At 64.7% G+C, this 23241-nt stretch carries 18 protein-coding genes and 2 tRNA genes; 17 read left to right on the forward strand and 3 right to left on the reverse strand.

Annotated elements, in window-relative coordinates; genetic code table 11:
* Nucleotides 1-593: 593 nt before the first annotated feature.
* A complete protein-coding gene (locus tag U5709_RS06440; RefSeq protein ID WP_321970599.1) occupies nt 594-1289 on the reverse strand; it encodes a trimeric intracellular cation channel family protein in 696 nt (231 codons plus the stop codon).
* 116 nt (nt 1290-1405) lie between these two features.
* Here U5709_RS06440 and U5709_RS06445 point away from each other — a divergent pair.
* The 16 genes from U5709_RS06445 (at nt 1406) to U5709_RS06520 (ending at nt 17757) form a co-directional block, all read left to right on the forward strand.
* Nucleotides 1406-1496, forward strand: a tRNA-Ser gene (locus U5709_RS06445).
* Between the two features lie 40 nt (nt 1497-1536).
* A tRNA-Ser gene (locus tag U5709_RS06450) sits at nt 1537-1624 on the forward strand.
* A 309-nt stretch (nt 1625-1933) separates the two neighbouring features.
* Nucleotides 1934-3091, forward strand: coding sequence for a DUF4013 domain-containing protein (locus U5709_RS06455; RefSeq protein WP_321973034.1), 1158 nt, complete (start codon nt 1934-1936; stop codon nt 3089-3091).
* 357 nt (nt 3092-3448) lie between these two features.
* Nucleotides 3449-3742 (forward strand): 30S ribosomal protein S6, encoded by a 294-nt coding sequence (gene rpsF, locus U5709_RS06460; RefSeq protein WP_321970601.1) that lies wholly within the window; start codon nt 3449-3451, stop codon nt 3740-3742.
* 45 nt (nt 3743-3787) lie between these two features.
* Nucleotides 3788-4291, forward strand: coding sequence for a single-stranded DNA-binding protein (locus U5709_RS06465; RefSeq protein WP_321970602.1), 504 nt, complete (start codon nt 3788-3790; stop codon nt 4289-4291).
* A gap of 42 nt (nt 4292-4333) precedes the next feature.
* The gene (gene rpsR / locus U5709_RS06470; protein WP_321970603.1) at nt 4334-4606 is read left to right on the forward strand and encodes a 30S ribosomal protein S18; all 273 of its coding nucleotides are present in this window, start codon (nt 4334-4336) and stop codon (nt 4604-4606) included.
* A 171-nt stretch (nt 4607-4777) separates the two neighbouring features.
* The gene (locus U5709_RS06475) at nt 4778-5713 is read left to right on the forward strand and encodes a hypothetical protein (protein ID WP_321973035.1); all 936 of its coding nucleotides are present in this window, start codon (nt 4778-4780) and stop codon (nt 5711-5713) included.
* 36 nt (nt 5714-5749) lie between these two features.
* Complete coding sequence (gene rplI / locus U5709_RS06480; protein WP_321970605.1) at nt 5750-6274, forward strand: 50S ribosomal protein L9; 525 nt, start codon at nt 5750-5752, stop codon at nt 6272-6274.
* 455 nt (nt 6275-6729) lie between these two features.
* Nucleotides 6730-8118, forward strand: coding sequence for a replicative DNA helicase (gene dnaB / locus U5709_RS06485; RefSeq protein ID WP_415860336.1), 1389 nt, complete (start codon nt 6730-6732; stop codon nt 8116-8118).
* A gap of 341 nt (nt 8119-8459) precedes the next feature.
* The gene (locus U5709_RS06490) at nt 8460-9740 is read left to right on the forward strand and encodes an adenylosuccinate synthase (RefSeq protein WP_321970606.1); all 1281 of its coding nucleotides are present in this window, start codon (nt 8460-8462) and stop codon (nt 9738-9740) included.
* 14 nt (nt 9741-9754) lie between these two features.
* Nucleotides 9755-10693, forward strand: coding sequence for a DegV family protein (locus tag U5709_RS06495; RefSeq protein WP_321973036.1), 939 nt, complete (start codon nt 9755-9757; stop codon nt 10691-10693).
* Between the two features lie 61 nt (nt 10694-10754).
* Nucleotides 10755-12038: a phosphoribosylamine--glycine ligase gene (purD, locus tag U5709_RS06500; protein WP_321973037.1), complete on the forward strand. Its 1284-nt coding sequence runs from the start codon at nt 10755-10757 to the stop codon at nt 12036-12038.
* A 96-nt stretch (nt 12039-12134) separates the two neighbouring features.
* Nucleotides 12135-12836, forward strand: a complete 702-nt coding sequence (locus U5709_RS06505; RefSeq protein ID WP_321970609.1) for an NUDIX hydrolase — start codon at nt 12135-12137, stop codon at nt 12834-12836.
* A gap of 47 nt (nt 12837-12883) precedes the next feature.
* Entirely contained in the window at nt 12884-14638 is a 1755-nt protein-coding gene (locus tag U5709_RS06510) for an ABC transporter ATP-binding protein (protein WP_321973038.1), read from the forward strand.
* Nucleotides 14639-14890: 252 nt separating this feature from the next.
* Nucleotides 14891-15694, forward strand: a complete 804-nt coding sequence (locus U5709_RS06515; RefSeq protein ID WP_321970611.1) for a hypothetical protein — start codon at nt 14891-14893, stop codon at nt 15692-15694.
* A gap of 86 nt (nt 15695-15780) precedes the next feature.
* Nucleotides 15781-17757, forward strand: coding sequence for a DUF6273 domain-containing protein (locus tag U5709_RS06520; protein ID WP_321973039.1), 1977 nt, complete (start codon nt 15781-15783; stop codon nt 17755-17757).
* Nucleotides 17758-17983: 226 nt separating this feature from the next.
* On the opposite strand, the gene U5709_RS06525 is transcribed toward U5709_RS06520, so the two are convergent.
* Both U5709_RS06525 and U5709_RS06530 read right to left on the reverse strand, forming a co-directional pair.
* Entirely contained in the window at nt 17984-18898 is a 915-nt protein-coding gene (locus tag U5709_RS06525; protein WP_321973040.1) for a WYL domain-containing protein, read from the reverse strand.
* Nucleotides 18891-19868: a WYL domain-containing protein gene (locus U5709_RS06530; protein ID WP_321970614.1), complete on the reverse strand. Its 978-nt coding sequence runs from the start codon at nt 19866-19868 to the stop codon at nt 18891-18893. Before U5709_RS06530 ends, U5709_RS06525 begins: the two co-directional genes overlap by 8 nt.
* 172 nt (nt 19869-20040) lie before the next feature.
* Here U5709_RS06530 and U5709_RS06535 point away from each other — a divergent pair, with 172 nt between their 5' ends.
* Nucleotides 20041-23217, forward strand: a complete 3177-nt coding sequence (locus tag U5709_RS06535) for a hypothetical protein (protein ID WP_321973041.1) — start codon at nt 20041-20043, stop codon at nt 23215-23217.
* Nucleotides 23218-23241: the final 24 nt, after the last annotated feature.

Genomic DNA, 23241 nt, shown 5'->3' on the forward strand with positions numbered 1-23241 from the left:
CTGGTTATAAGACCGCCAGCTCGACCACGTCTTCTAAGAAGTCCACTATGCCTTCTACCGGCGAGGTGCTCTGAACGTGGCTCCCGTTGTGGTCGCCGTCGGCCTCGCCCTCGTGGCGGCGGGCCTGCACCGCAGCCGAAAGCGCTACGAGGAGCAATCCCGTCTAGCTAGCCGCACCAAGGCCAGCAAAGCAAAGCCGCCTAGCGCCTCGGCGCCGGTCGGCTTTTCATTGCCGTCGATTGTCCGATCTTCCGGGGTGTTCGCAAATCGCGAGCAATACCAATGAATCGGAGACGCCCATTGGTACAGCTCGGCTTTTGCGAACATTTGTGGACGAATGTTCGAAAAAGTCGAGCTGTACCAATCGCGTCGTCAAAACGATTGGTACAGCTCAAGATTTGCGAACACCTTCGGCCGCCGCGCTTGATTTTGGGAGGCTTGAGCGCGCCCGCCCGCAGTTTGGGGACAGACACCTTTTTGCACACGCGTCGCAGCTGCGAGCTGGTCGCCGAATCCTTGGGCAAATTTGCCGACACCAAGGTTCGTGTGCAAAAAGGCGTCTGTCCCAAACTGCGGGCGGGCGCGGCCAGAGGTTAGCGCTTCTTGCGCTCGCTGATGGCGCGCTTGAGCGCCGGCGTCAGGTCGTGCGCGCCCGGGGTCGTGGCCCCATGGCTCAGTGACCAGCGCCTAAGGCCCACGGTCACCACCATAAGGACCACCGCCGAGACGTATTTGTCGAGGCCGACCCACACGACCAGCGCGTAATACACGGCGCTGCCGGCCACGGCGCACACGGCGTAGAAGTTGCTAGGCTTAAAGATCCGTGGCACGTCGCCGAGGAAAACGTCGCGCAGCATGCCGCCGCCGACACCCGTCAGCGTGCCCATCAGGATGGCCGAGACAGGCAGCAGGTGGTACACGATGGCCTTGTCGGTGCCGCCCAGCGCAAAGAGCCCGACCGAGATGATGTCGACCCACTCGATCAGGCCGGGCACCTTCTCGAATACCCTCGCGAAGAAGAACACCGCGAGGCCGATGAAGATGGCCGCGGGGATGGCGTATTCGTTGTCGATCATGTAGACCGTGCCGACCTGCATGGCCATGTCGCGGATCAGGCCGCCGCCGAGGCCGCACAGCATCGAGAGGCCGATGAAGCCGATGGGGTCGAGATGGCGTTCCTTTGCCACGAGCGCGCCCGAGATGCCGCCGACCGCGACGGACGCGAGGTCGAGCCATGCGGGGAGCGAAACGGCGATTTCGGGGTTGTTCTGCGCAATTGAGAGGATCATCGGTCTCCCTGGGGCGTGAGTTGCGAGGTTTTCTCAACAATCCTAGCAATTGACGCAAATTTTGGTGGACATGCTCGGTAAAGTTCCGCTACAATAACCCCCGCACCACTTCAACTGGAGAGTTGTCCGAGTGGCCGAAGGAGCACGATTGGAAATCGTGTATACGTCTAAAGCGTATCCTGGGTTCAAATCCCAGACTCTCCGCCAGAATTTTTAACAGGGGCCTGCGGGCCCCTGTTCACCCTACGGAGGGGTGGCAGAGTGGTTGAATGCGGCGGTCTCGAAAACCGTTTACCCTTCGGGGTACGAGGGTTCGAATCCCTCCTCCTCCGCCATTTATAAGAGATGAGCCCCGGCGCCCGCGTCGGGGCTTTTTTAGTGCCGCGCCGCCCCACCTGCACCGGATGACAGGTTCCTGCTACTGTCCCCAAACGACAGGTTCACGCCTGCCATTTGGGGACAGTCCCCTTTCCGCAGCGGTTTTGGGACAGACCTGCATGCGGCGACAGGCTCGTTGTGCAGCACGATAAACCTGTCACCGGCTGCTGTACGAAATGGCGGGTTCGCTGTCCCCAAATGACGGGTGTTAAGCGGGTATTGAGCGTGGTGGGGTACCCTAGGTACTACCCAACGATAGGAGAATCATGGCATCGAACGTCGAAACCGGCGGCTACCAGCCCGACCGCTATATCGCCCGCAGCTGGGCGCTTCTTACCAGCGAGAAGGGCTGGTGGAAGCCCGTCCTTATCTGCATGGCCGCGAGCTTCGTGCCCATTGTGGGCCCGTTGGCCGTGCTCGGTTACGCGCTGGAGTGGAGCCGCCGCGTAGCATGGGGCTCGACGGAGGGCCCCTCTCGCCACGTCAAGGTGGGCGAGCTGATCCGCAGCGGCTGGCGCGGCGTCGTGGTCGCCGGCGGCTGGACCCTAGCCAGCATGGTTGTGAGCAACATCCTGGGCAACGTCCCTTACATGGGCGAGCTGCTTGACTTCGTGTGGTCCGTTTTCGGCATTCTGCTTGGCATGGTGTTCATGGCTGCGGCCGTCCGTGCCACCATTTACCAGGACTTTAAGGCCGGTTACCGCGTAAAGACCCTGTACCAGATGACGGCCGAGGATCCCCGGGGCCTGCTTCGAGTGTGGCTCATCCAGCTCGCGGCCTACATCGTCGACTTCGTGGCGAGCATGGCAATCATCGTCCCGACCATCGTCTCGTCGCTCTCGTGGATTGTGCGGCTGTTCGAGTATGTCGAGAACTACTCCAGCTACTACAGCTACGGCGTGGGCGACAGCTACGTGCTCGAGATCGTCGCCGCGCTGATCGGCCGCTTCGGCCCGGCGATCGTGCTGGCAATCCTGGTGGCCATCGCGGTCGAGGTGTTCTCGAAGCTGCTGATGTACGCGGGCCTCGGCCTGTGGATGCGTCGCTTCGACGTGGATAAGTGGGGCAAGGAAGAGGACCCGCTGCCCGAGCGCGCGATCACGGCGAAGGCGGAGGCGAGCGAGGCTGCGGCGCCGGTTGCACCGATCGAGCCGGAGCCGGTTGCGCCCGAGCCCGAGGCGCCCGAGCCCATCGAGCCTGCTGAGCCCGCTGAGCAGCAGGTTGTTGCCGACGAGCCTGTTGCCGACGCCGACGACGAGCCGCCCGTGCCAGGTGCGGATGAGGAGCCTGAGACGCCCGCCGAGGAGGAAGAGGAGATCGTTGCCGTGGAGCCCGTGGCCGTTGCGCTGCCCGCCGAGCCCGCGCCCGCCGCGAGCGCCGCCGACGCGCAGAGCCCGACGGAAACCGACACGCCCTCCGCGTAAGAATTCTCCCGACCCCTCAAAAACCGCCCAAAACATGGGGTTCCATGGAGAAAAGATGGGTATATTGGCAGGGACGTCGAGGAGCTTTCAGGTTCCTCGACGTCCCTGCCCGCGCATTGTTGAAAACACCTCCGACCTGCGGGAAGACTGCGGTTAGATTTCTGTCCGGAGCGCCTGCTAAGCTTCTTCTCAAACGAATTCAGGGGCCTGCGGAAGCTCCGATGGTGAGAAAAAACGGCGTATAAGCTGCTTCTATTTAAAAAACGGCTGCGCATATGCTAATATTCTCGGTCGGAACTTTCCTGCTCCGGGTGCACCTTCACTCCCCGGAGCCATTAGCCCAGAGGAGGTGACCACATGAAGGCTTATGAACTGCTGTATTTTGTCGATCCCACGTCCAACGAGGAGCAGCGCGCGGGCGCTATGAAGCGCATCGAGGTTGCTATCACCACCGACGGCGGCACCATCGACAGCGTCGAGGACTGGGGCAAGCGCAAGCTCGCCTTTGAGATCGACAAGCTCACCGAGGGTGACTACACCCTGATCAACTTCCACGCAGACCCCACGCAGATCACGGAGCTCGACCGCGTCCTTCGCATCAACGACGCCGTCAAGCGCCACATGATTACGCGCCGCGAGGACAGGGACTAAATGGAAGCGCAGGCTACGCGCCTGCAATGAGAGGGAGTGAGTTAAATGAGCATCAACAAAGTGATGATCACGGGCAACCTTACGAGGGACCCCGAGCTCCGCGCGACGGGCGGCGGCACGCAGATCCTGCACTTCGGGGTCGCCGTCAACGACCGTCGTCGCAACCAGCAGACCGGTGAGTGGGAGGACTACCCCAACTTCATCGATTGCGTGGTCTTCGGCGCGCGCGCCGAACCTCTCTCGCGTTTCCTCGCCAAGGGCTCGAAGGTCGCCATCGAGGGCAAGCTTCGTTACAGCTCCTGGGAGGCGAAGGAGGGCGGCCGCCGCAGCAAGCTGGAGGTCGTCGTCGACGACCTGGAGTTCCTCTCCTCGAGGAACGGCCAGGGCGGCCAGGGCCAGGGTTACCAGGCTCCCGCTGCCCAGCAGTACAACCAGGTCAACCAGGGCTACCAGGCCTCCGCTCCGAGCTACTCGGCGCCAGCGCCGGCCGCCCGTCCCGTCCAGACCCCGCCTCCTGCGGACGTCTACGACGAGGACATCCCGTTTTAAACACCGGCGGCCCTCGGGCCGTCATACGAAAGGCAACCAGACATGGCTCAGCAGAAGCAAGATTTTTCGCGCCAGCCGCGTCGCAAGTTCTGCCAGTTCTGCAAGGAGGAGACTGCGTTCATCGACTACAAGGACACGCAGCTTCTTCGTAAGTACATGACCGACCGCGGCAAGATCAAGCCGCGCCGCGTCACTGGCGCTTGCACGCAGCACCAGAGGGACATCGCCAACGCCATTAAGCGCGCTCGCGAGATGGCCCTTCTGCCCTACACCGTTCCCGTGGTCTCCAGCCGCGGCGGCCGTAACCGCGGTTAGGGATTTCGAACCGCTTCGAGAAAGGATGCGTGAGCAGTGGCTTTAACGCATGACAACGGGCGGCCCCCGGTTCCCGAGGGTATGTCCGGGGCAGGCGCTGGAGGCCCCGCTCAGCAAAAAGGCATCGTGCTCAGGGACCGGCAGGATAAAACCGCCGGACAAGGGATTCCGATGCTTTTCGCGTGCATTCTTTGCATGGTCGGAGGATTCGCGGCGGGGTTCTTCTCGCCGCTCGCCTGCCTGCTCGTGGGCTTTGGGGCCCTCGCAGCGGGTGCCGGCAAGAACGTGGGCGTCCGCGTCCTCGTCGCTGCCGGAACGCTCGTCTTCGCGGGCATCGGCGGCGCCGTTTTCGGCATCGAGGCCGTGCCCGACGCGATGGTCGCCTGCGTCCTCTCTCTCGCGCTGGCCGAGTTGGCCCGCCGGGGGAAGTTGACGCCGACGGTTGCCATCGTGGCCGGAATCCTGGCCACAGCCGCGCACATCGGCATCGCCGAGGCGTTCGCGGCGGCGGACCAGACGACGTTGGCAAGCTCGTTCGCGGGGCTTCTCGATGGCAACAAAGAGCTCCTCGCGGCCGCCGGCATCGACGACGGCACCTGGCAGACGCTCAAATGGGCGATGGGCCTTCTTTGGCCTGCGGTCTTTGGGACGTCTACCGTCTTCGAGCTCCTCTGCTCGTGCGCGGGCGCTGGCCTTGCGGCCGGCCGCCTGCAGGACCGTGAGGTCAAGAAGCCAGATTTCGGCCTCTTCGACCTTCCGCTTTGGGTCGTGGCGATCTTTGTCGCGGCCGTCGCGGGAATGGCCGCCTGGGTTACCCAGCCGGCACTTCGCAGCGACGCGCTTCTTGCGATTTCGGGCAACGCCCTTCTGGTCGTGAGGTACGCCTTGGCGGCACAGGGCTTCGCTGTGCTCGAAGGGCATATGCGCAGGAACAACACCCCTGCGTTCGCCTTCGTGCTGGCGGCTTTGGCGGCGGCTTATCTCGAGGTGCAGTTCATCGTAATGAGCATCGTCGGCCTGGTGGACGTGTGGGCCAATTTCCGACACCTCACGCGAGGCGAGGAGAACGGCACCCGGGACACCGCGGGCGCGACGAAGCAGGATTAAAGGCCGACAAACGTCGGCCGTAAGAAGGAGATACCCATGAAAGTCATCCTTTTGGGTGAGCTTCGGGGCAAGGGCGGCGAGGGCGACATCGTAGACGTCGCTCAGGGCTATGCGGAGAACTTCCTGTTCCCCAACAAGATGGCCCAGCCCGCCACCCCGGGCAACATCAAGCAGCTCGAGCAGCGCCGCAAGAACATCGAGAAGCGCGAGGCCGAGCGCGTGGCCAACGCCGAGGCCCTCAAGGCCGCCATCGATGGCAAGTCCGTGACCGTCGACGCCAAGATCGGCGAGGAGGGCCAGCTCTTCGGCTCCGTCACCGCCGCTCAGATCGCCGACGCTATCAAGGCTCAGCTCGGCACCGAGGTCGACCGCAAGCGCGTCGGCCGTGGCAACGCCATCAAGTCCGTTGGCGCCCACAAGGTCGAGGTCAACTTCTACCGCGAGATCACCGCTGAGGTGACCGTTCTGGTGGGCGTTACCGAGGCCGAGACCGCTGAGGAGGAGACCGAGGCTGAGGCCGAGGCCGCCGAGGACGTCGAGACTGCCGAGGACGCCGAGTAGCAACGGTTTTCGACCGGTTTTTCGCTCAACTGGGGTTTTCTTCAAAACCCGCAGGTAAAGCGATGACTTACAAACTGGTCACCGCTTACTCAAGCACATCTTGAAACCCCGCATGACCTGCAGGTTATGTGGGGTTTCTTATTTGCAAACACATTTACGTAGGCATCTACCTGCGGTTATGCAAAAGTGAACCAGAATTTTATGAGACGACGCGCGGCGATGCCGGCTTTACGCAGGTGTTTTGCTTGAGTCAATCTTGAATGTTGAAAACTGGCTCCTTGCGCAGTTCAGTAAATGTTGAAAACGTTGAAAACCCGTCACGGCCCGCCCGCCAAGAGTGACAGTTATTGGTGGCAGGTGAATCAGCTTCCAATGACCATCACTTTTGGCAGGCGCGCCACACTCGCCCCCATGCGAGTAAAATATCGACTCTAATTCGAGTGAAAGGCGCGAGCGTGGCAGGCGATTACGGCATCAACCCGACGAAGATGACCATGGAGGAGGGGCGCAACATGCCCCAGGACCTGGAGGCCGAGTCCTCGGTCCTCTCGGCCATGATGATTTCCGCGGAGGCGCTCCAGGAGTGCCTCATCGGCCTCACCCCGGATGACTTCTTCCACCCGTCGAACCGCACGGTTTACATCGCCATGCGTGAGATGTTCGACAAGAACATGCCCATCGACGCCATCAGCATGGCCGACTACCTGCGCTCCAAAGGCGAGCTCGACCGCATCGGCGGCCGCTCGTTCCTGCTCGGCCTGGGCAACAACTCCCTTGCCCTCGTCGGCTGGCGCCGCCACATGGAGATGCTCCATCGCGACACCACCCTGCGTAAGATGATTCAGGCCTCCGCGCAGATCACGGCGCTCGCCTTCGACGCCCCCGAGGACACCAAGGAGGTCGTCGACCGCGCCGAGAAGCTCCTGCTCGACGTGACCAACCGCGACGTGCGCCAAAGCGAGCAGTCGCTCGAGGAGATCATGGGCGAGCTGTACGAGGAGCTCGAGGAACAGGCCATGGCCGGGGAGAAGACCCACGGCGTGCAGACCGGTTTTCCCAAGATCGACGAGTGCCTGCTCGGCCTGCGCCCCGGCCAGATGATCGTCCTGGGCGCCCGACCCGGCGTCGGCAAGACCTCGTTCTCGCTGAACCTGGCCACCAACGCCGCCTTTCACGGCGCGTCGGTCGCGTTCTTCTCGCTCGAGATGTCCAAGGCCGAGATCGCGCAGCGCCTGCTGGCCGCCGAGGCGCGCATCGGCCTGCAGGAGATCCGCTCCGCCCGCATCCGCGACGACCAGTGGCCGCAGATACTCGAGGCCGTCAACCAGCTCTCCAACCTCGACATCGTCATCGACGACACGCCGGGCACGACCGTCACCGAGATCCGAGCTAAGGCCCGCCGCATCCTGCGCGGCAAGAAACTCGGCGTCATTGTCATCGACTACCTGCAGCTCGTCTCGCCGCCCGAGGGCGGTCACCGCGCCGACTCGCGCGCCACCGAGGTCGGCGAGATGTCGCGCGGCATCAAGATCATGGCCAAGGACCTGGGCGTGCCGGTCGTGGCCCTCTCGCAGCTCAACCGTACCGTCGAGAACCGAACCGGCAAGCGCCCGCAGCTTTCTGACCTGCGCGAATCCGGCTCCATCGAGCAGGACGCCGACATCGTCTGCTTCCTCGACCGCTCGATGAGCGACGACGAGGCCGCGCGCGAGGACCGCCCAAACGCAGGCGAGACCACGTTCATCATCGCCAAGAACCGCTCGGGCTCCATCTGCGACGTGCCGCTGACGTTTTTGGCCGCTTCCACCAAGTTCGTCGAGATCGACAACCGCTACCAGGATTAGCCGGCCCGCGCCCGCGGTTTGGGGACAGTCCCCTTTTTGCACACGAACCGCCGCTTCAAGCAATTCGCCCAATGATTCGGCGACGAGTCCGTAGCCTCCACGCGTGTGCAAAAAAGGGACTGTCCCCAAACCGCGGGCGCGAACCCGTCATTTCGTGCAGCACAACGAACCTGTCACCACGTGCAGGTCTGTCCCGAAACCGCTGCAAAAAGGGGACTGTCCCCAAACCGCAGGCGCGGGCCTGTCACCCGGTGTTGGCGGATGGTGTGTTTGCGGCGTGTAGGCGGGTGCATGTAGCTATACTTGGGAAGTAATTATGTCTTCTCAACGAGAGGAAACGCATGTCTGCATCAGTGCTCGTGGGTACGCAGTGGGGCGACGAGGGAAAGGGCAAGGTCACCGACCTGATTTCCGGCGATTTTGACGTCGTTTGCCGCTACGCCGGCGGCGCCAACGCCGGCCACACCGTCATTGCCAACGGCAAGAAGCTCGCGCTTCACCAGGTCCCCTCCGGCGTCATGTACGAGGGCACCTACCCCGTCATCGGCAACGGCTGCATCGTCGACCCCGAGATCTTGTTGGGCGAGATTGATATGCTCGCCGAGCAGGGCATCTCCGCCGAGAACCTCAAGATCTCCGGCAACGCGCACATCGTCATGCCCTACCACAAGGACCTCGACGGCGCCCACGAGAAGAAGCTCGGCAAGAACCTCATCGGCACCACCAAGCGCGGCGTCGGCCCCTGCTACATGGACAAGATGAACCGCATCGGCCTGCGCATCCAGGACATGCTTGACGAGAAGATCTTCCGCGAGAAGCTCGAGGCCGCCCTGGCCTACACCAACCCCATCCTCGAGAAGATCTACGAGATGCCGACCTACACCGTCGACCAGATCTGCGAGACCTACCTGCCCTACGCCGAGCGCATCCGCCCCTACATCGTGGAGTCGTCGCTCTTCCTCAACGAGCAGCTCGAGGCCGGCAAGAACATCCTCTTTGAGGGCGCCCAGGCCACCATGCTCGACATCGACCACGGTACCTACCCGTTCGTCACCTCCTCCAACTGCACCGCTGGCGGCGCCGTCACCGGCTCCGGCGTGGGCCCCGTGCACATCAAACGCGTCCTGGGCGTGGCCAAGGCCTACCTCACCCGCGTCGGCTCCGGCCCCTTCCCGACCGAGCTCTTCGACGAGATCGGCGATAAGCTCGGCGAGGTCGGCCACGAGTACGGCGTGACCACCGGCCGCAAGCGCCGCTGCGGCTGGTACGACGCCGTCGTCGTCAACTACGCCGCCCGCGTCAACGGCCTCACCGACCTGGCCATCACCAAGCTCGACGTCCTCGGCTGCCTCGACGAGATCAAGGTCTGCGTCGCCTACGAGTGCGACGGCAAGACCTACAAGACCGTCCCCGAGCACCAGAGCGTCTTCTACCACGCCAAGCCGGTCTACGAGACCCTCCCCGGCTGGAAGTGCGACATCTCCGGCGTCCGCGACTTCTACCAGCTGCCGCGCGAGGCTAAGGACTACATTGATTTCCTCGAGCAGGTCTCCGGCGTCCGCGCGTCCATCATCACCGTCGGCCCCGACCGCGAGCAGACCATCAACCGCTACTGGAAGTAAGCGAGCAGCCCTGCGTGTCCAACAACAGCTTCGCCATAATTTGTGATAGCACTTGCGGCCTCCCGTCCGAGCTTCTTACTCGGCTGGAGGTCGTGTGCGTACCGCTTCACGTGCAGGCGGGCGGCCGCGCCTGGCTCGACGGGGAGGATAACGCCACCGCTGCCGAGGCCATTGCGGCGGCCGGCGCCGACGTCATCGTGGGCCGGCCCGACTCCGCCGAGCTCCTCTCGGTGTATCAGTGCCTCGCCGACGACGGCTACGACAAGATCGCCGTGGTGTGCAGCTCGCTCGAGGCGACGGGCATCTGGTCGGAGGCTGAGCAGGCTGTGGCCGAGCTCCAGAACCCCGGCGTGCGCATCCGCACCGTTGACACGGGCGTCGCCGCCGTGGCCACGGCCATGGTCATTGAGCGCCTGGCCAGCGCCCGCGCGGCCGGTGTCGACTTCGACGATGCCGTCGACCGCGCCCGCGCCCTCTCGCGCGAGGTGCGCTTCCTCTACATCCCCGAGTCGTCCGCGCCGTTCGTGCAGCGCGCCTTTCGCCGACGCCGCCGCGGCCTGCTCGCGCGCGCGGCCAGCCTGCGTCTGCGCCTGGCGGGGGAGCGCTCGCTCTACCTGCTGCGCGGCGGCGAGTACACCGCGCTGGCCCGTTCGACCGACATGACCGACCTGTGCGGCCGCGTCGCGCATGCCATGAGCTCGGTGGCTTCCGGCTCAGGCGAGCTCGTCTACGCGGTGATGGCGGGCACGTCGCCGCAGGCCGTGCGCGCCATCGAGAAGCCGCTGGACACCAACGAGTTCTGCTCGCTCTTCCTGGGGCACGCCTCGGCGTCGCCGTCGATCATGGCGAGCATCGGTCCCGAGGCGGTGGGCGTGGGGTTTGCGCCCAAAGACCTGTACCTCGCCGCGGGCGCCGACGGGCCGCTAATTAACCAGCAGGCATCAAAATACTAAGCAACCATACAGATAAAACCAATGTCAAACTGGCACGTCAAACATCTACTTGGAGGATCTCATGAGTGGTAAGGTCGATATCCTGCTTCTGGGCTCCGGCGGCCGCGAGCATGCGCTGCTGGTAAAGCTCGCCGAGTCGCCTACCGCCGGCGACATCTACGTCGCGCTGGGCAACGGCGGCATGTACGAGCGCGCGACCAAGGTCGACCTCGACGCCGAGGACCCCAAGGCCGTGGCCGCCTGGGCGCTCGAGAACCGCATCGGCCTCGTGGTCATCGGCCCGGAGGCCCCGCTCGTGGCGGGCGTCGCCGACGCCGTGCGCGCGGCCGGCATCCCGTGCTTCGGCCCGTCCGGCGAGGCCGCGCAGATGGAGGGCAGCAAGAAGTTCGCCAAGCAGGTTATGGCCCGCGCCGGCGTGCCCACCGCCGCCTACCGCAGCTTTACCAGCGAGGACGAGTGTGCCGCGTACGTGCGCCAGGTCGGCGGGCCCATCGTGGTCAAGGCCGACGGCCTCGCCGCGGGCAAGGGCGTCATCGTGGCCAAGACCACCGAGGAGGCGCTCGAGGGCGTGCACGAGTGCTTCTCGGGCGCGTTCGGCGAGGCCGGCGCCACCGTCGTCGTCGAGGAGATGATGGAGGGCCCCGAGTGCTCGCTTCTGGCCCTCACCGACGGCAAGACGCTCGTTCCTCTTGCCACCGCGCAGGACCACAAGCGCGCGCTCGACGGCGACCGCGGCCCCAACACGGGCGGCATGGGCGTGTACAGCCCGGTTCCCATGGTCACCGACGATGAGCTCGCGCAGATGATCGACATCGAGAAACGCGTCGTGGCCGAGCTCGCGGCCGAGGGCATCACGTACTCCGGGTGCCTGTACGGCGGCTTTATGCTGACCGACGAGGGCCCGAAGGTCCTCGAGTTCAACGCCCGTTTTGGCGACCCCGAGACGCAGGTCGTGCTGCCGCGCATGCAGGCTGACCTGGTCGGCGTTTTTCTTGCCTGCGACAACGGCACGCTGGACCCTCATGATGTGCGTTGGGGCGACGATTGGGCCGTCAGCGTCGTGCTGACGTCGGCGGGCTACCCGGGCGCCTACGAGAAGGGCAAGGTCATCACCGGCATCGAGGACGCATCGGTGCTCGAGGGCGTGACCGTGTACCACGCGGGCACGAAACTCGGCGAGAACGGCGAGGTGCTCACCAACGGCGGGCGCGTGCTCGACGTGACGGCCGTGGCGCCCACGTTCGAGGCCGCCCGCGCGCAGGCCTACGCCGCCTGCGACCTCATCGACTTCGAGGGCAAGACCTTCCGCACCGACATCGGCCTGCGCTGCATCCAGGGCCGCTAACCAACCCCCTGCAGTTTGGGGACAGTCCCCTTTCCGCAGCGGTTTTGGGACAGACCTGCACCAAATGACAGGTTCGTCTCTTGATTTGGAGGAACCATGAGCGAGAACGACAACAAAGACCAGCTCGGCGACGTGCTCGACGATATGCGCGACTCCGTGGCCGCCTTTACCTTCGACGGCGACCGCGCCGAGAAGACCCACGAGTCCGGCTCCCCGCTCGAGCGCGACCTGGTGCTCGGCGAGGACGACCCGCGCGACGCCGGCCTCGCCGAGAAACCCCTGACCGAGGACGTGGCCTGGATTGGCCGCATCTTCAACGTCAACCGACTGCAAGTAGAGCTGCCTGACGGCCGCAAGGCGCTGCGCGACGTGGTGCGCCACCCCGGCGCCGTCGCCATCGTTGCCCTTACCGAGGAGGGCCGCATCTGCCTCGTGCGCCAGTACCGCACCGCCCTCGGCCGCGTGACCGTCGAGATTCCCGCCGGCAAGCTCGACCCGGGCGAGGACCCGCTGGAGTGCGCCAACCGCGAGCTGCTCGAGGAGACCGGTATGGTCGCCGAGAAGATGGCGTTTCTCACCACCATCGCCACGTCGGACGGCTTCTGCGACGAGCTCATCCACATCTACATGGCCACCGGCCTTACCTTCGACAAGTCGAGCCCAGACGCCGACGAGTTCATCAACGTCGACCTCGTCGAGGTGGGCGAGCTCGTGGACGCCGTGCTCGACGGCCGCATCGAGGACGCCAAGACCGTCGTCGGCGCCCTGATCTGCGACGCTATAAGCCACCGCCTGTAAAAAGAGGACAAAGGGACAGTCCCTTTGTCCGCAAGGAAGAAGCCTGAATGCTTAAGCGATTTATCGCCTATTACCGCCCCGTCATGGGGCTCTTTATTGCCGACACGGTGGCCGCCGTCGTCATCGCGGCCGTTGACCTGGCGTTTCCCATCATCCTGCGCGGCTTCACGAACGGCCTGTTTACCGAGGGCGCCCAGACCATTCTCTCCGCGCTGCCCGCCATCGCCGCCGGTCTCGCCGCGATGTACCTCGTGCGCTGCGGCTGCCGCTACTTCGTGAGCGCCCAGGGCCACATCATGGGCGCGCGCATGGAGTCGCAGATGCGTCAGGACCTCTTTGACCAGTACGAGCGCATGAGCTTCTCGTACTTCGATTCCCACAGCTCGGGCGACATGATGAGCCGCGTGGTCAACGACCTGTTCGACATCTGCGAGGCCGCCCACCACATGCCCGAGTGGATCATCTTGTGCTCCATCGAGATCGTAGGCTCGTTCATCATCCTCTTCGGCATCTCGCCCGCGCTCTCGGCGGCCATCCTCGCGGTCACGCTCGTCTTCGCCGCCGTCATGTTCCGCATGAACCTGACCATGCGCGCGAACTTTGCCGACAACCGCGCGAAAATAAGCGACGTGAACTCCCAGCTGCAAGACTCGCTCGAGGGCATCCGCGTGGCCAAATCCTTTGCGAACGAGGCCACTGAGCAGCGCAAATTCGCCGAGTCCAACGAGCGTTACCTGGTCTCCAAGGAGGACATGTACCGTACGATGGGCCGCTATTACGGCGTCTACGGCCTCATGACCGGCTGCCTCTACACCGTCGTGGCCGTCCTCGGCGGCTGGCTCGTGGCGCAAGGCGACCTCTCGGCCGTCGACATGGCCACGTTCGCGCTCTACATCACGCTCTTCTCGACGCCCATCGAGACGCTGGTAAACTCCACCGAGATGTACCAGAAGGCCATCGCCGGCTTTAAGCGCATGGACGAGGTCCTGCGAACCGTCCCCGACGTGGCCGACGCCGCGCACGCGGCCGAGTTCGCCTGCGGCGCGGGCGCCATCGAGTACGACGACGTGTGCTTCTCTTACCCCGACGTGGAGCTCGACGAGAACGGCGAGCGCCGCGAGCGCCCGGTCATCGACCACCTGAGCCTTGCGGTCAAGCCCGGCGAGACGCTCGCGCTGGTGGGCCCTTCGGGCGGCGGCAAGTCGACTACCTGCAGTTTGTTGCCGCGTTTCTACGACGTGGTGTCCGGCGCCATCCGCATCGACGGGCAAGACGTGCGCGACGTCACGCAGCAGAGCCTGCGCCAGGTCATCGGCCTCGTGCAGCAAGATGTTTACCTTTTTGATGGCACCATCGGCGAGAACATCGCCTACGGCAAGCCTGGAGCGAGCATGGCGGAGGTCGTGGAGGCCGCCCGCCGCGCGAACATCGCGGACTTCATCGACAGCCTGCCCGACGGCTACGACACCGAGGTGGGGGAGCGCGGCACGCGCCTGTCCGGCGGCCAGAAGCAGCGCATCGCCATCGCGCGCGTCTTCCTCAAGAACCCGCCGATCCTGATCTTCGACGAGGCCACGAGCGCGCTGGACAACGAGTCGGAGCGCGTGGTGCAGGAGTCGCTCGAGGAGCTCGCGCGCGGGCGCACCACCATCGTGATCGCGCACCGGCTCTCGACCATTAAGGGCGCCGACGAGATAGCCACCGTCGAGGCCGGGCGCGTCGTCGAGCGCGGCACGCACGAGGAGCTTCTCGCCGCCGACGGCACGTACGCCCGCTACTATCGCATGCAGTTCGCGCAATAGCGTGGCGCCCGCGGTTTGGGGACAGTCCCCAAACCGCACACGAACCGCCGCCGCAAGCAATTCGCCCAACGATTCGGCGACGAGCCCGCAGCCTCCACGCGTGTGCAAAAAGGGGACAGTCCCCAAACCGCAGGCGGCGGGGCGGGCTGGGCGCGAACCTGTCACCCTGTGCAGGTTGTTGAGTTGGCAGGCGCGGTTGGGGCACGGGCGCTATACTGACTATATCGCTGCCCAAACTCAGGGAAGAACACCATGGCAAAGAACACCGAGATCGCGCGCATCCAAAAGGGCGCTCTCACCGCCGACGAGGCGGAGGCGCTGTTCGCGACCGTCGACGAGACGGGCCACACCGACGAGGAACGCGCCCGCAAAGAGCGCCGCCGCCGCAAGGAGAAGGGCGCCGGCGTCGACGTCGACCCCCTCACCGGCGACGACCCGTCCGGCTCCAACGTCGAGAAGGTCATCGCCAAGACCGCCGTCGTTTTCGTGGTCTTCTTCCTCGCGCTCGTCGTCGTCATGCAGGTTGTTTTCGGCTTCGTTCGCCGCTCGAACACCTCGAACCTCTCGGAGAACGTCAACGTGAAGACCGTCGCGTCCGCGCTTTCCGGCGGCGTCGAGTGGGGCAACGGCTTCACGCAGTTCCCCGAGGACTTCTCCGTTATTGAGGCCGACGAGAATACCGGCCGCATCGAGGTCTCCGTTACCGACACCAGCTCCGAAAACGCGCTCGAGTGTTTTGCCGGCAGCCAGGTCCAGGCCACGGCCTTCGCGGTAAACTCGCTGCTCAACCCCAAGATCGACACCGTGGTCTACCACGTTAACGTCCATCTCGACGAGAACGGCAATATCGAGCGTTCGCAGCTTTTCGGTTTCCTTAAACCCACCGGTGACGTGACATCGTTCATGACGTTCGTATGGACAAAAACTCAGTCGAGCTCCGGCGTCAACTTTAGCTGCACGATCACGGGAATCGACGACGCGCTGCAAGACGAGCTGAGAGACCAGATCACCACATCGTTCACGCCGGTCCAGATCCTGAGCGGTTCAAATAATTAAAATTAAGCGGCCCGTGTCAAAGCGGGCCGCCCTTGTAATCAGGTAAATTGGAAAAGGATTGTATCGAGGCGTTCTGGAGGATGCCGATGCGTTGTGAGAACTGCGGAACGGAGCTGCCGGAGGGCGCCCGTTTTTGCTATATGTGTGCCGTTCCGGTGGGGGAAACTGCGGACGGCGATGCCGTTGCTGCGAAGGGAGCGGATACTGAGGAGGCGGGCGCCGAGGCCGGCGCTGCCGCCGTGGTTGTGGGCGAGTTCGAGGATGATACCATCGACGAGCGCGAGACCATTCCCGTGCCCTTCAAGCTCGAAGGCACGCTGCCCGTTGCGGCCGTACCTCTCGTGCCCGTGGTCCCGGCCTCGCGCTCAGTCTACGTCCAGCGTCGCATGAGCCAGCCGAACAGGACGCCTCGCTCGGGAGTGAATTCGGCACCCGCCAGCGCCTCCAATTACAAAAACGCAGGCTGGTCGCAGAACTCGGAGCGATCTCACGCGGGCAACGGTGAGAAGGACGCCGAGGCCGCGGCTACGGGGGCTATCGGAGCGGCTGGTGACGCTGCGGGAGTCGCCGGTGCCATCGACGATATGAAGAGCAAGCTCACCAAGGCCTTCGGTTCTTGGGACGCATCGTTCGCGTCCCTCTCCGAGAAGATGCGCCAGGAGCGCGAGATCAAGGAAGCAGCGCACAGGGTCCAGAAGCAGGAGAGCACCGAGTCCAGCGCCGCGGCCGAGCGCGAGGAGGAGCGCCTCGAGCACGAGGCCCCCGTCGCGGCGAGCAAGAAGGTCGCTGAGCCGGCTGATGCCGAGGTTGCCGAGGTCGCAGCTGATGCCGAGGCCGCATCTGTCGATGCGTTCGAAGCCGACGCCGTCACCGAGTTTGCGGAGACTGTTGCCATCGATGCCGCCGAGGACGCCCCCGCCGCCAGGCCGGCATCCGCCTCCGCGGCCTTTCGCGCGGTCACCCTCCCCGACGTCCCCGAGATTCCCTCCACTGACGACGACTCCATCGAATCCGACGACGTCTCCGCCTTCTGGTCGAGCGACCCTTACACCGACGACGATGCCGACATCCCCGCGCGGGAGGGCTACGTCTACGCACACGATCGCTACAAGATGCGCAACAAGCCCCTCATCGCGACGATCATCGCGGTTGCTGCCGTGGTCCTTATCGGCATCGGCGCCTTCGCGGCGTTCTTCAGCAAGCCCGCCGAGTCCGAGACCCCGCAGCTCAAGCCTGCGACCGAGGTCACGTTGCCCGGCCAGGATGCCTCCGACGAGGAAGAAGCCGAGCCCGAGGAGGAGATCGCCGTCGCCGTTGAGGCGAGCGTCAATGACTACTCGTGGTCCGACCTCTCGAAGATTGCGGCGGTCATTTCGTCCAAGACAAGCGAGACCGAGGCCCTCGAGGTAGCAAAGAAGTACAACCTCTGCTCCGCCTCCGGCTCCCTCGACGGAAGCCAGGCCAAGACCTTGCGGCTCAGTGACGGCACCTCGGTGAACATGCGCATCGTCGGCTTCTGGCACGATCTCAAGTCCGACGGGACCGGCCACGCCGGCATCTCGTTTATCGCCGATGCTTCCGTGGGCACGCGCGCCATGTGCGAGTCCGGCTACACTGACTGGGGCTCTTCCACCCTGCGCGAGTGGCTCAATGGCGAGTTCCTCGAGAGCCTGCCCACCGAAGTCAAGGATTCCCTGGTTAGCGTCTCGAAGCAGACCAACCGCTACACCTTGACGCAGAAGCAGGAGGTCACCGACGACAAGGTGTGGCTCGCCTCGTACTCTGAGCTCGTGGGGCCGCTCGAAGACGGCAGCGATCGCTATTACAGCTATAACTCAGAGGGCGATCAGTACCAGCTCTTTGCCAACCAGGGCGTTTCCTGGAGCCAGGCTTCCAACCAGCTCATCGTCGGCGGCGATTGCGTCAACTGGTGGACCCGCAGCCCCGACACCGCAAACGCCGAGCGCTACCTCGCGCCGCGTAACGAGGACGGCAACCCCGCCTACTCGCGCAACCCGGCCCTGCCCAACCAGGTCGGCGTCGTGCCCGGTTTCTGCCTGTAAAGTCGCTGTGCCTGCAATTTGGGGACAGTCCCCTTTTTGCAGGCGACAGCCTCCACATAACTTTGCTCCCAAAAACTCGAGCGATACCAACGTCCGGGCACGATTCATTGGTATCGCTCGATTATTTGAGGAATTTCTGCCCCGATGTCTCAAAATCGCGAGTAATACCAATCGCCGGCGACGAGTCACTGGTATTGCTCGCCTTATTGGGAACGCCTTCGTGCAGCTACCCGCGAAGTTGGGCAGCGGCGTACTCGCGGATAAGGGCGTCGACCTCCGGATCGCGCGCGACGACGTCTCCCCCGCAGCCGGCAATCTGTTGGGGAAGCCACATGCCGCCGAAATAAGGGACAGTGCCGACGACCTCGCTGCTCTCGGCTTCGCGCAGCTCGAGGCCCGGCCACTGGAAGAGGTCGAGCCAGCATTTATCGTAAAACTCGAGCTCAACGCGCCGCGCCGCGCATCTCTGCGCGTCGTTGCCCTCGTCGCCCCGGCCGCGCGCGACGGCGCGGACCTCGTCCATACGGTCGAGCCTGAACACGCGCTCCGCGCGCTTATCCAGGTCGATCCCGTGCAAATACCACGCGCCGTCTTCCAAAGAAAAGCGCTCGGGGCGAACGTGCCGCAGCTCAGGAGTGCCGCCGGCTTTGCGGTACTCAAACTCGACGTCGTGCAGTGCGGCGATGGCGGCCGAGCAAGCGGAGACCGCGTCTCTCACTTCGGTCTCGGGCGCGACTGCGATCATGCGCCGGGCGAGCTCTTGGCCGGCGCTGTCGTTGGCGAGGCTTCCCTGCAGCTTTGCGCGCAGCGGGTGATTTTCGTCGATCCCAAGGCGATTCAAAGCGCTGACCAGCGCAAACGTCTCGCTCGCGTTGAGGCGCAGCGCACGGCCGAAGGACCCTGTGGACCCAACGACGAGACCCTCCTCGTCTTCGTACGCCGTGATTCCGCTCGGGTCGCCGACGAGGTTGGTCAGCAGCGCGTAGAGCTTCGCTGCCTGCTCGGGGCTGCAGCCGAAGCGCTTCTGGATGGCGCCCTCGCTGACGTAATCGCCCGGGTCCGAGAGGGAAGAAGCGAGGCTCAGCAGGTCGAGCACGATCTCGGCCGCGCCGCGCCTGCCTGCGTTTTTCTTGTTAGCCACGCGCCAACACCCCCTCCAAGCAGCGTTTCCATGCGTCGACAACCGCCTGTGGGCTCAAGGGTCGTATGCCCTGCGCCACGGCCCATGCGGCGGCGGCCTTCTCATCCACGCCGTCGACACGCCAGGTTAAGCGGCCGTCTAGTTGGGCAAACTTGCCTTTGCCAATGGCCGCGCGCCGTAGGTCGGCCTCGCGCTCGGTTGGCACCTCGAACACGGCGTCGAACCTCGCCTCGCCGATCTGGAAGGGGAGTCGCCGATACTCGTTGATGTCGAAGCCCACCGGCGCGTCGTAGCGCGTCGCTGTTCGTTCGGCGCCCAGGATGCGGTCAAGCCGCAGCGTCCTGCGCGCGCCGCCCTCCTCGACCATGTCGCCCACGGCGTACCCGCGCCCGCGCAGCGAGAACGTGCCGAGCGGCGCAAAGAGACGCTCGCTTTGCGCGCCGTTTGCGTCGCGGTAAGAGATGTGCGCCGCGACCCCGCTCTCGATGCAGTCGGAAATAACCTCCGTGACGGCATCTACCTGCGGCGTATTTGCGGCAACCGCCTGGTCGGGGTCCCCAAAGGTCCGATCGATTTTTGCCAAGGCTCGCCGCAGCGCTCGCGAGAAAACAAACCCCGGGTCCTCAAGCAAGGGTTGACATGCGATGTCTAGGCCGATCGCTTCCAAGGGCTCGAGCTCGGTTTCGCTCGCGAAGCTGGCCTCGGTATCGGCCTCCCAGAGTTTCTCGGACCCGCCGCCCGACACGGGCTGCGTGCCGGCCTCGCGTATGACGATGCCCGCCTCGGCAAGAAGGTCGCGGTCTCGTTTGAAGGTCTTCCTGCGATTTTCGTCTCCGAGATCGGCGTAAAACCGCTCGTCAACCATCGAGGTGCTCACCGGCCCGCCGGCGTTTGCAAAGAAGACGCCGAGCGTCGCCACCCTCTTGCCGCGCCGCTCGTCGGCGTTGAAGTCAATCTCAGTCGAGCTCATGTGACCCTCCCGTCGCCCATGTCGTATCCGCGTGTCCGTTGTCGGATATTTGGGTCGCCCCGCCGAAGAACAGATGCGTAATCTGCGAAAACGATAATCAAGACGTATACTCTTTTGATTGTATGTAACTACACGAAGTTCTCTCGGGACTCTGCTCAAAAGGACCTACACAATGGCCATGACACATGACTACATGGACTACCTCAACGAAAAGGTGGGCATCAGCCCCGCCGGCAGCCAAGAGGAGCTCCAGGCAGCCGAGACCATCGCCGACCTCATGCGCCAGCACGACGTCGAGCCCAATATCGAGGAGTTCGACGCCAAGACCTACGGCGGCGTCGTCCCCGCGGTGCTTTACGTGCTCATTTTTGTCGGCGTCTTTCTCGCCGGCATCGGCGTGACGGTGCTCACCGCCATCGGCTTCGTGCTGGTGGCCGCCCCGGTCGCGCTGTTTGTTCTCAAGTACCTGGGCCGCGACCTTCTTGCCGGCGTTGGGCCCACCACCCGCAGCCAGAACGTCGTTGCGTTCCACAAGGGCACGGGCCCCATGGTCATGAAGGGCACCCGCCCCATCGTGATTGTCGCCCACTACGATTCCCCGCGCGAGAACCCGTTGTACGCCACCACGCTCGCGGACTACGTGCCCATGCTCTGGAAGGTGAGCAAGTACAGCGTGCTGGTCTGCGCCGTGTGTACCCTGTTTCAGCCCCTCGCCTTCCTGTCCGAGCCGTTCCGTCGCTTCATGTGGATCATCGGCATTGTCGCCGCAGTCCCGCTGGCCATCCTCGGCATCTCCACCGTCCTCGAACACTTCTCAAATTGCACCGACGGCGTCAACGACAACAAATCCGGCGTGGCCGCCATGCTCGGCGTTTTGGAGAACGTTCGCCCGTCCGGCCTCGAGAGCGTTCACGGCGCCGAGAGCATCGACCAGGCCCTCGAGGCCATGTTCGCAGCCGCCGAGGCCCGGGCCCAGATAGCCGCAGCCGAGGACGCGACCACCAACCCCGAGATTTTTTACGCCGGCTTCAACGATACGCTGGCCAACATCGAGCCCAACGAGCAGAGCGCCGTCGTGGCAGATCCTCTTGCCGCCGTGTCCGACGAAATCCGCGCCGCTGCTGCTGCCGAGAAGGGGCCCGAACCCGTCGTCGTGTACAGGCGCGGCCACGTCGAGGGTGTCCGCCACGGCGCCGACGTGGTCAAGAGCCTCGGAATGCTGCCCGAGGACTGCGAGATCGAGTACATCGAGCCCGAGCCCGTCGCGGTGGCCGTTCCCGGCGTGTCCAAGCGCGGCCACGTCGAGGGTGTCCGCCACGGCGCCGACGTGGTCAAGAGCCTCGGAATGCTGCCCGAGGACTGCGAGATCGAGTACATCGAGCCCGAGCCCGTCGCGGTGGCCGTTCCCGGCGTGTCCAAGCGTGCCGCGGGCGTTGCTGCCGGCGTCGCCGCTGGTGCGGGCGCTGCTGTCGGCGTCGCCGCCGCGGACGTTGCTGTGGGCGTCGCCGCTGGCGCGGGCGTTGCCGATGCGGGCGCTGTTGCCGCCGCCGCGGACGTTGCCGCCGCCGCTGGCGCGGGCGTTGCTGATGCGAGTGAGGTTGCCGCCGCCGCGGACGACTTCGATTTCCCTGCCCCCAACCAGTTCGACGCCGCTGTCGGCATCGAGTCCGCCGACCCTTACGGCGCTGCTGACGACAAACCTACCGCCCTCGAGTCCATCAAGTCGCTCTTCCGTATGGTCAAGAGCAGCGTGACCGCCGCCCTCAAGTTCATCAATTCTCTCTTCCGTATGGTCAAGAACAGCGTGACCGCCGCCGCGAGCGGCATCGGCGAGAAGGTCGTCGCAAAGCGCGAGGAGGCCCGCGCCGCCGCCGAGCAGGCTGAGGGGCAGGTTGCCGAGACGGGCGACGCCGGTGTGGCCGCCGACTTCGCCGAGCTCGGCCGGGTCGACGACTACGAGGAGACCGCCGAGACCGCCGAGTTCGAGCAGGTCGATGATCCTGTCGACGCCGGTGTGGCCGCCGGCTTCGCCGAGCTCGACCGGGTCGACGACTACGACGTCGCCGACGAGGAGCTCTCCATCGCCGAGTTCGAGCAGGTCGAGGACGAGGCTCAGCAGGCCGACGCGCCGGTCATACCCGAAGGCAAGGTAATCCCCCTCAACGAGTCTGCCGAGTCCGCCGACGTGACCACGGCCACCACCGCATCCTTCTCGGCGCCCGCTGAGCAGACCACTGACATCGCCGCGCCGGCCGCCCCCACCTCCGCCGAGGCCGTCGTCTTTGAGCCGATTGAGGAAGACTACGCCATCGACCCCGACAACACCGGTCTCGACGCCGAGGACTCCATCGACCTCGGCGACGCCGCCCCGGCCGCGGTCGCCAGCTACCCCAAGCATGCCGCCCCCGACGACCTCGAGTGGGGCAAGACGAGTTTTGGCCCGCAGATGTCCAACGTCGCCCGCCGCGCGACCCTCCTCGACTTGCCCGAACCGTCTTCACAAGGCATCGACCCGTTCGGCACCGATCCCGATGCGCCCAAGGTCAGCGTCTCTGTTGATGTCCAGATCACGACTTCGTACGGCGGTGCCGTCGCCTCCCAGAACACCTCGGTTGAGGATGAGGAGTTCGCGGCCCTGGTCGGGGCCGACTCCGCCAAGACCGATTCCGACGGCGGCCTCCTCGGCCGCCTCAAGGGCATGTTTGGCAAGAAGGAGACCGCCGATTCCGGCAGCGCGCCCAAGCACGGCAGCTGGAAGGGCGGTGCCGCGGTCCGAGCCGGCCTGCGCATGATTGAAGGTGATGGGTTCGATTTTGACGACGAACTCGGCTTTGAGTTCGACGAGCAGTACGTCCCGACTGAGGAGGACCTCCGCGAGGAGATCCTGGGTCTCGGCGACGATGCCCTTGTCTGCCACGACATCTGGTTCGTCGCCCTCGGCGCGAGCAGCTGCGACCACGCCGGCATGCGCGCCTTCCTCGCGCAGCATCGCAATCAGGTCCGCGGCGCGTTTGTCATCAACCTGGATTCCGTGGCCGCCGGTGAACTCACGCTCCTCTCGCACGAGGGCCTGCTCGTTACCCGCCGCGCCGACCGCCGCATGATCCGCATGATGACAAACGTGGTCGATGACTTGCACATTCCTGCCGAGCGCGCCAAGTACGACTGGGCCTCCACCGACGTCACGCCCGCGATGCTCTCGTCCATGCGTGGCCTCACGGTGATGGGCACCGATGAGGCTGGCATGCGCGCTCTCTCGCACACCGCCGCCGACGTTGCCGACAACGTGGTCCCCGAGCAGGCGGTCGCTGTGGCCGAGGCAGTGACGGAGCTCATCCGCCGCAGCTAGCCGCACGCGACGCGCTGTGCTAAA

This window comes from Paratractidigestivibacter sp. (assembly GCF_963660155.1).
Classification (GTDB): Bacteria; Actinomycetota; Coriobacteriia; order Coriobacteriales; family Atopobiaceae; genus Paratractidigestivibacter.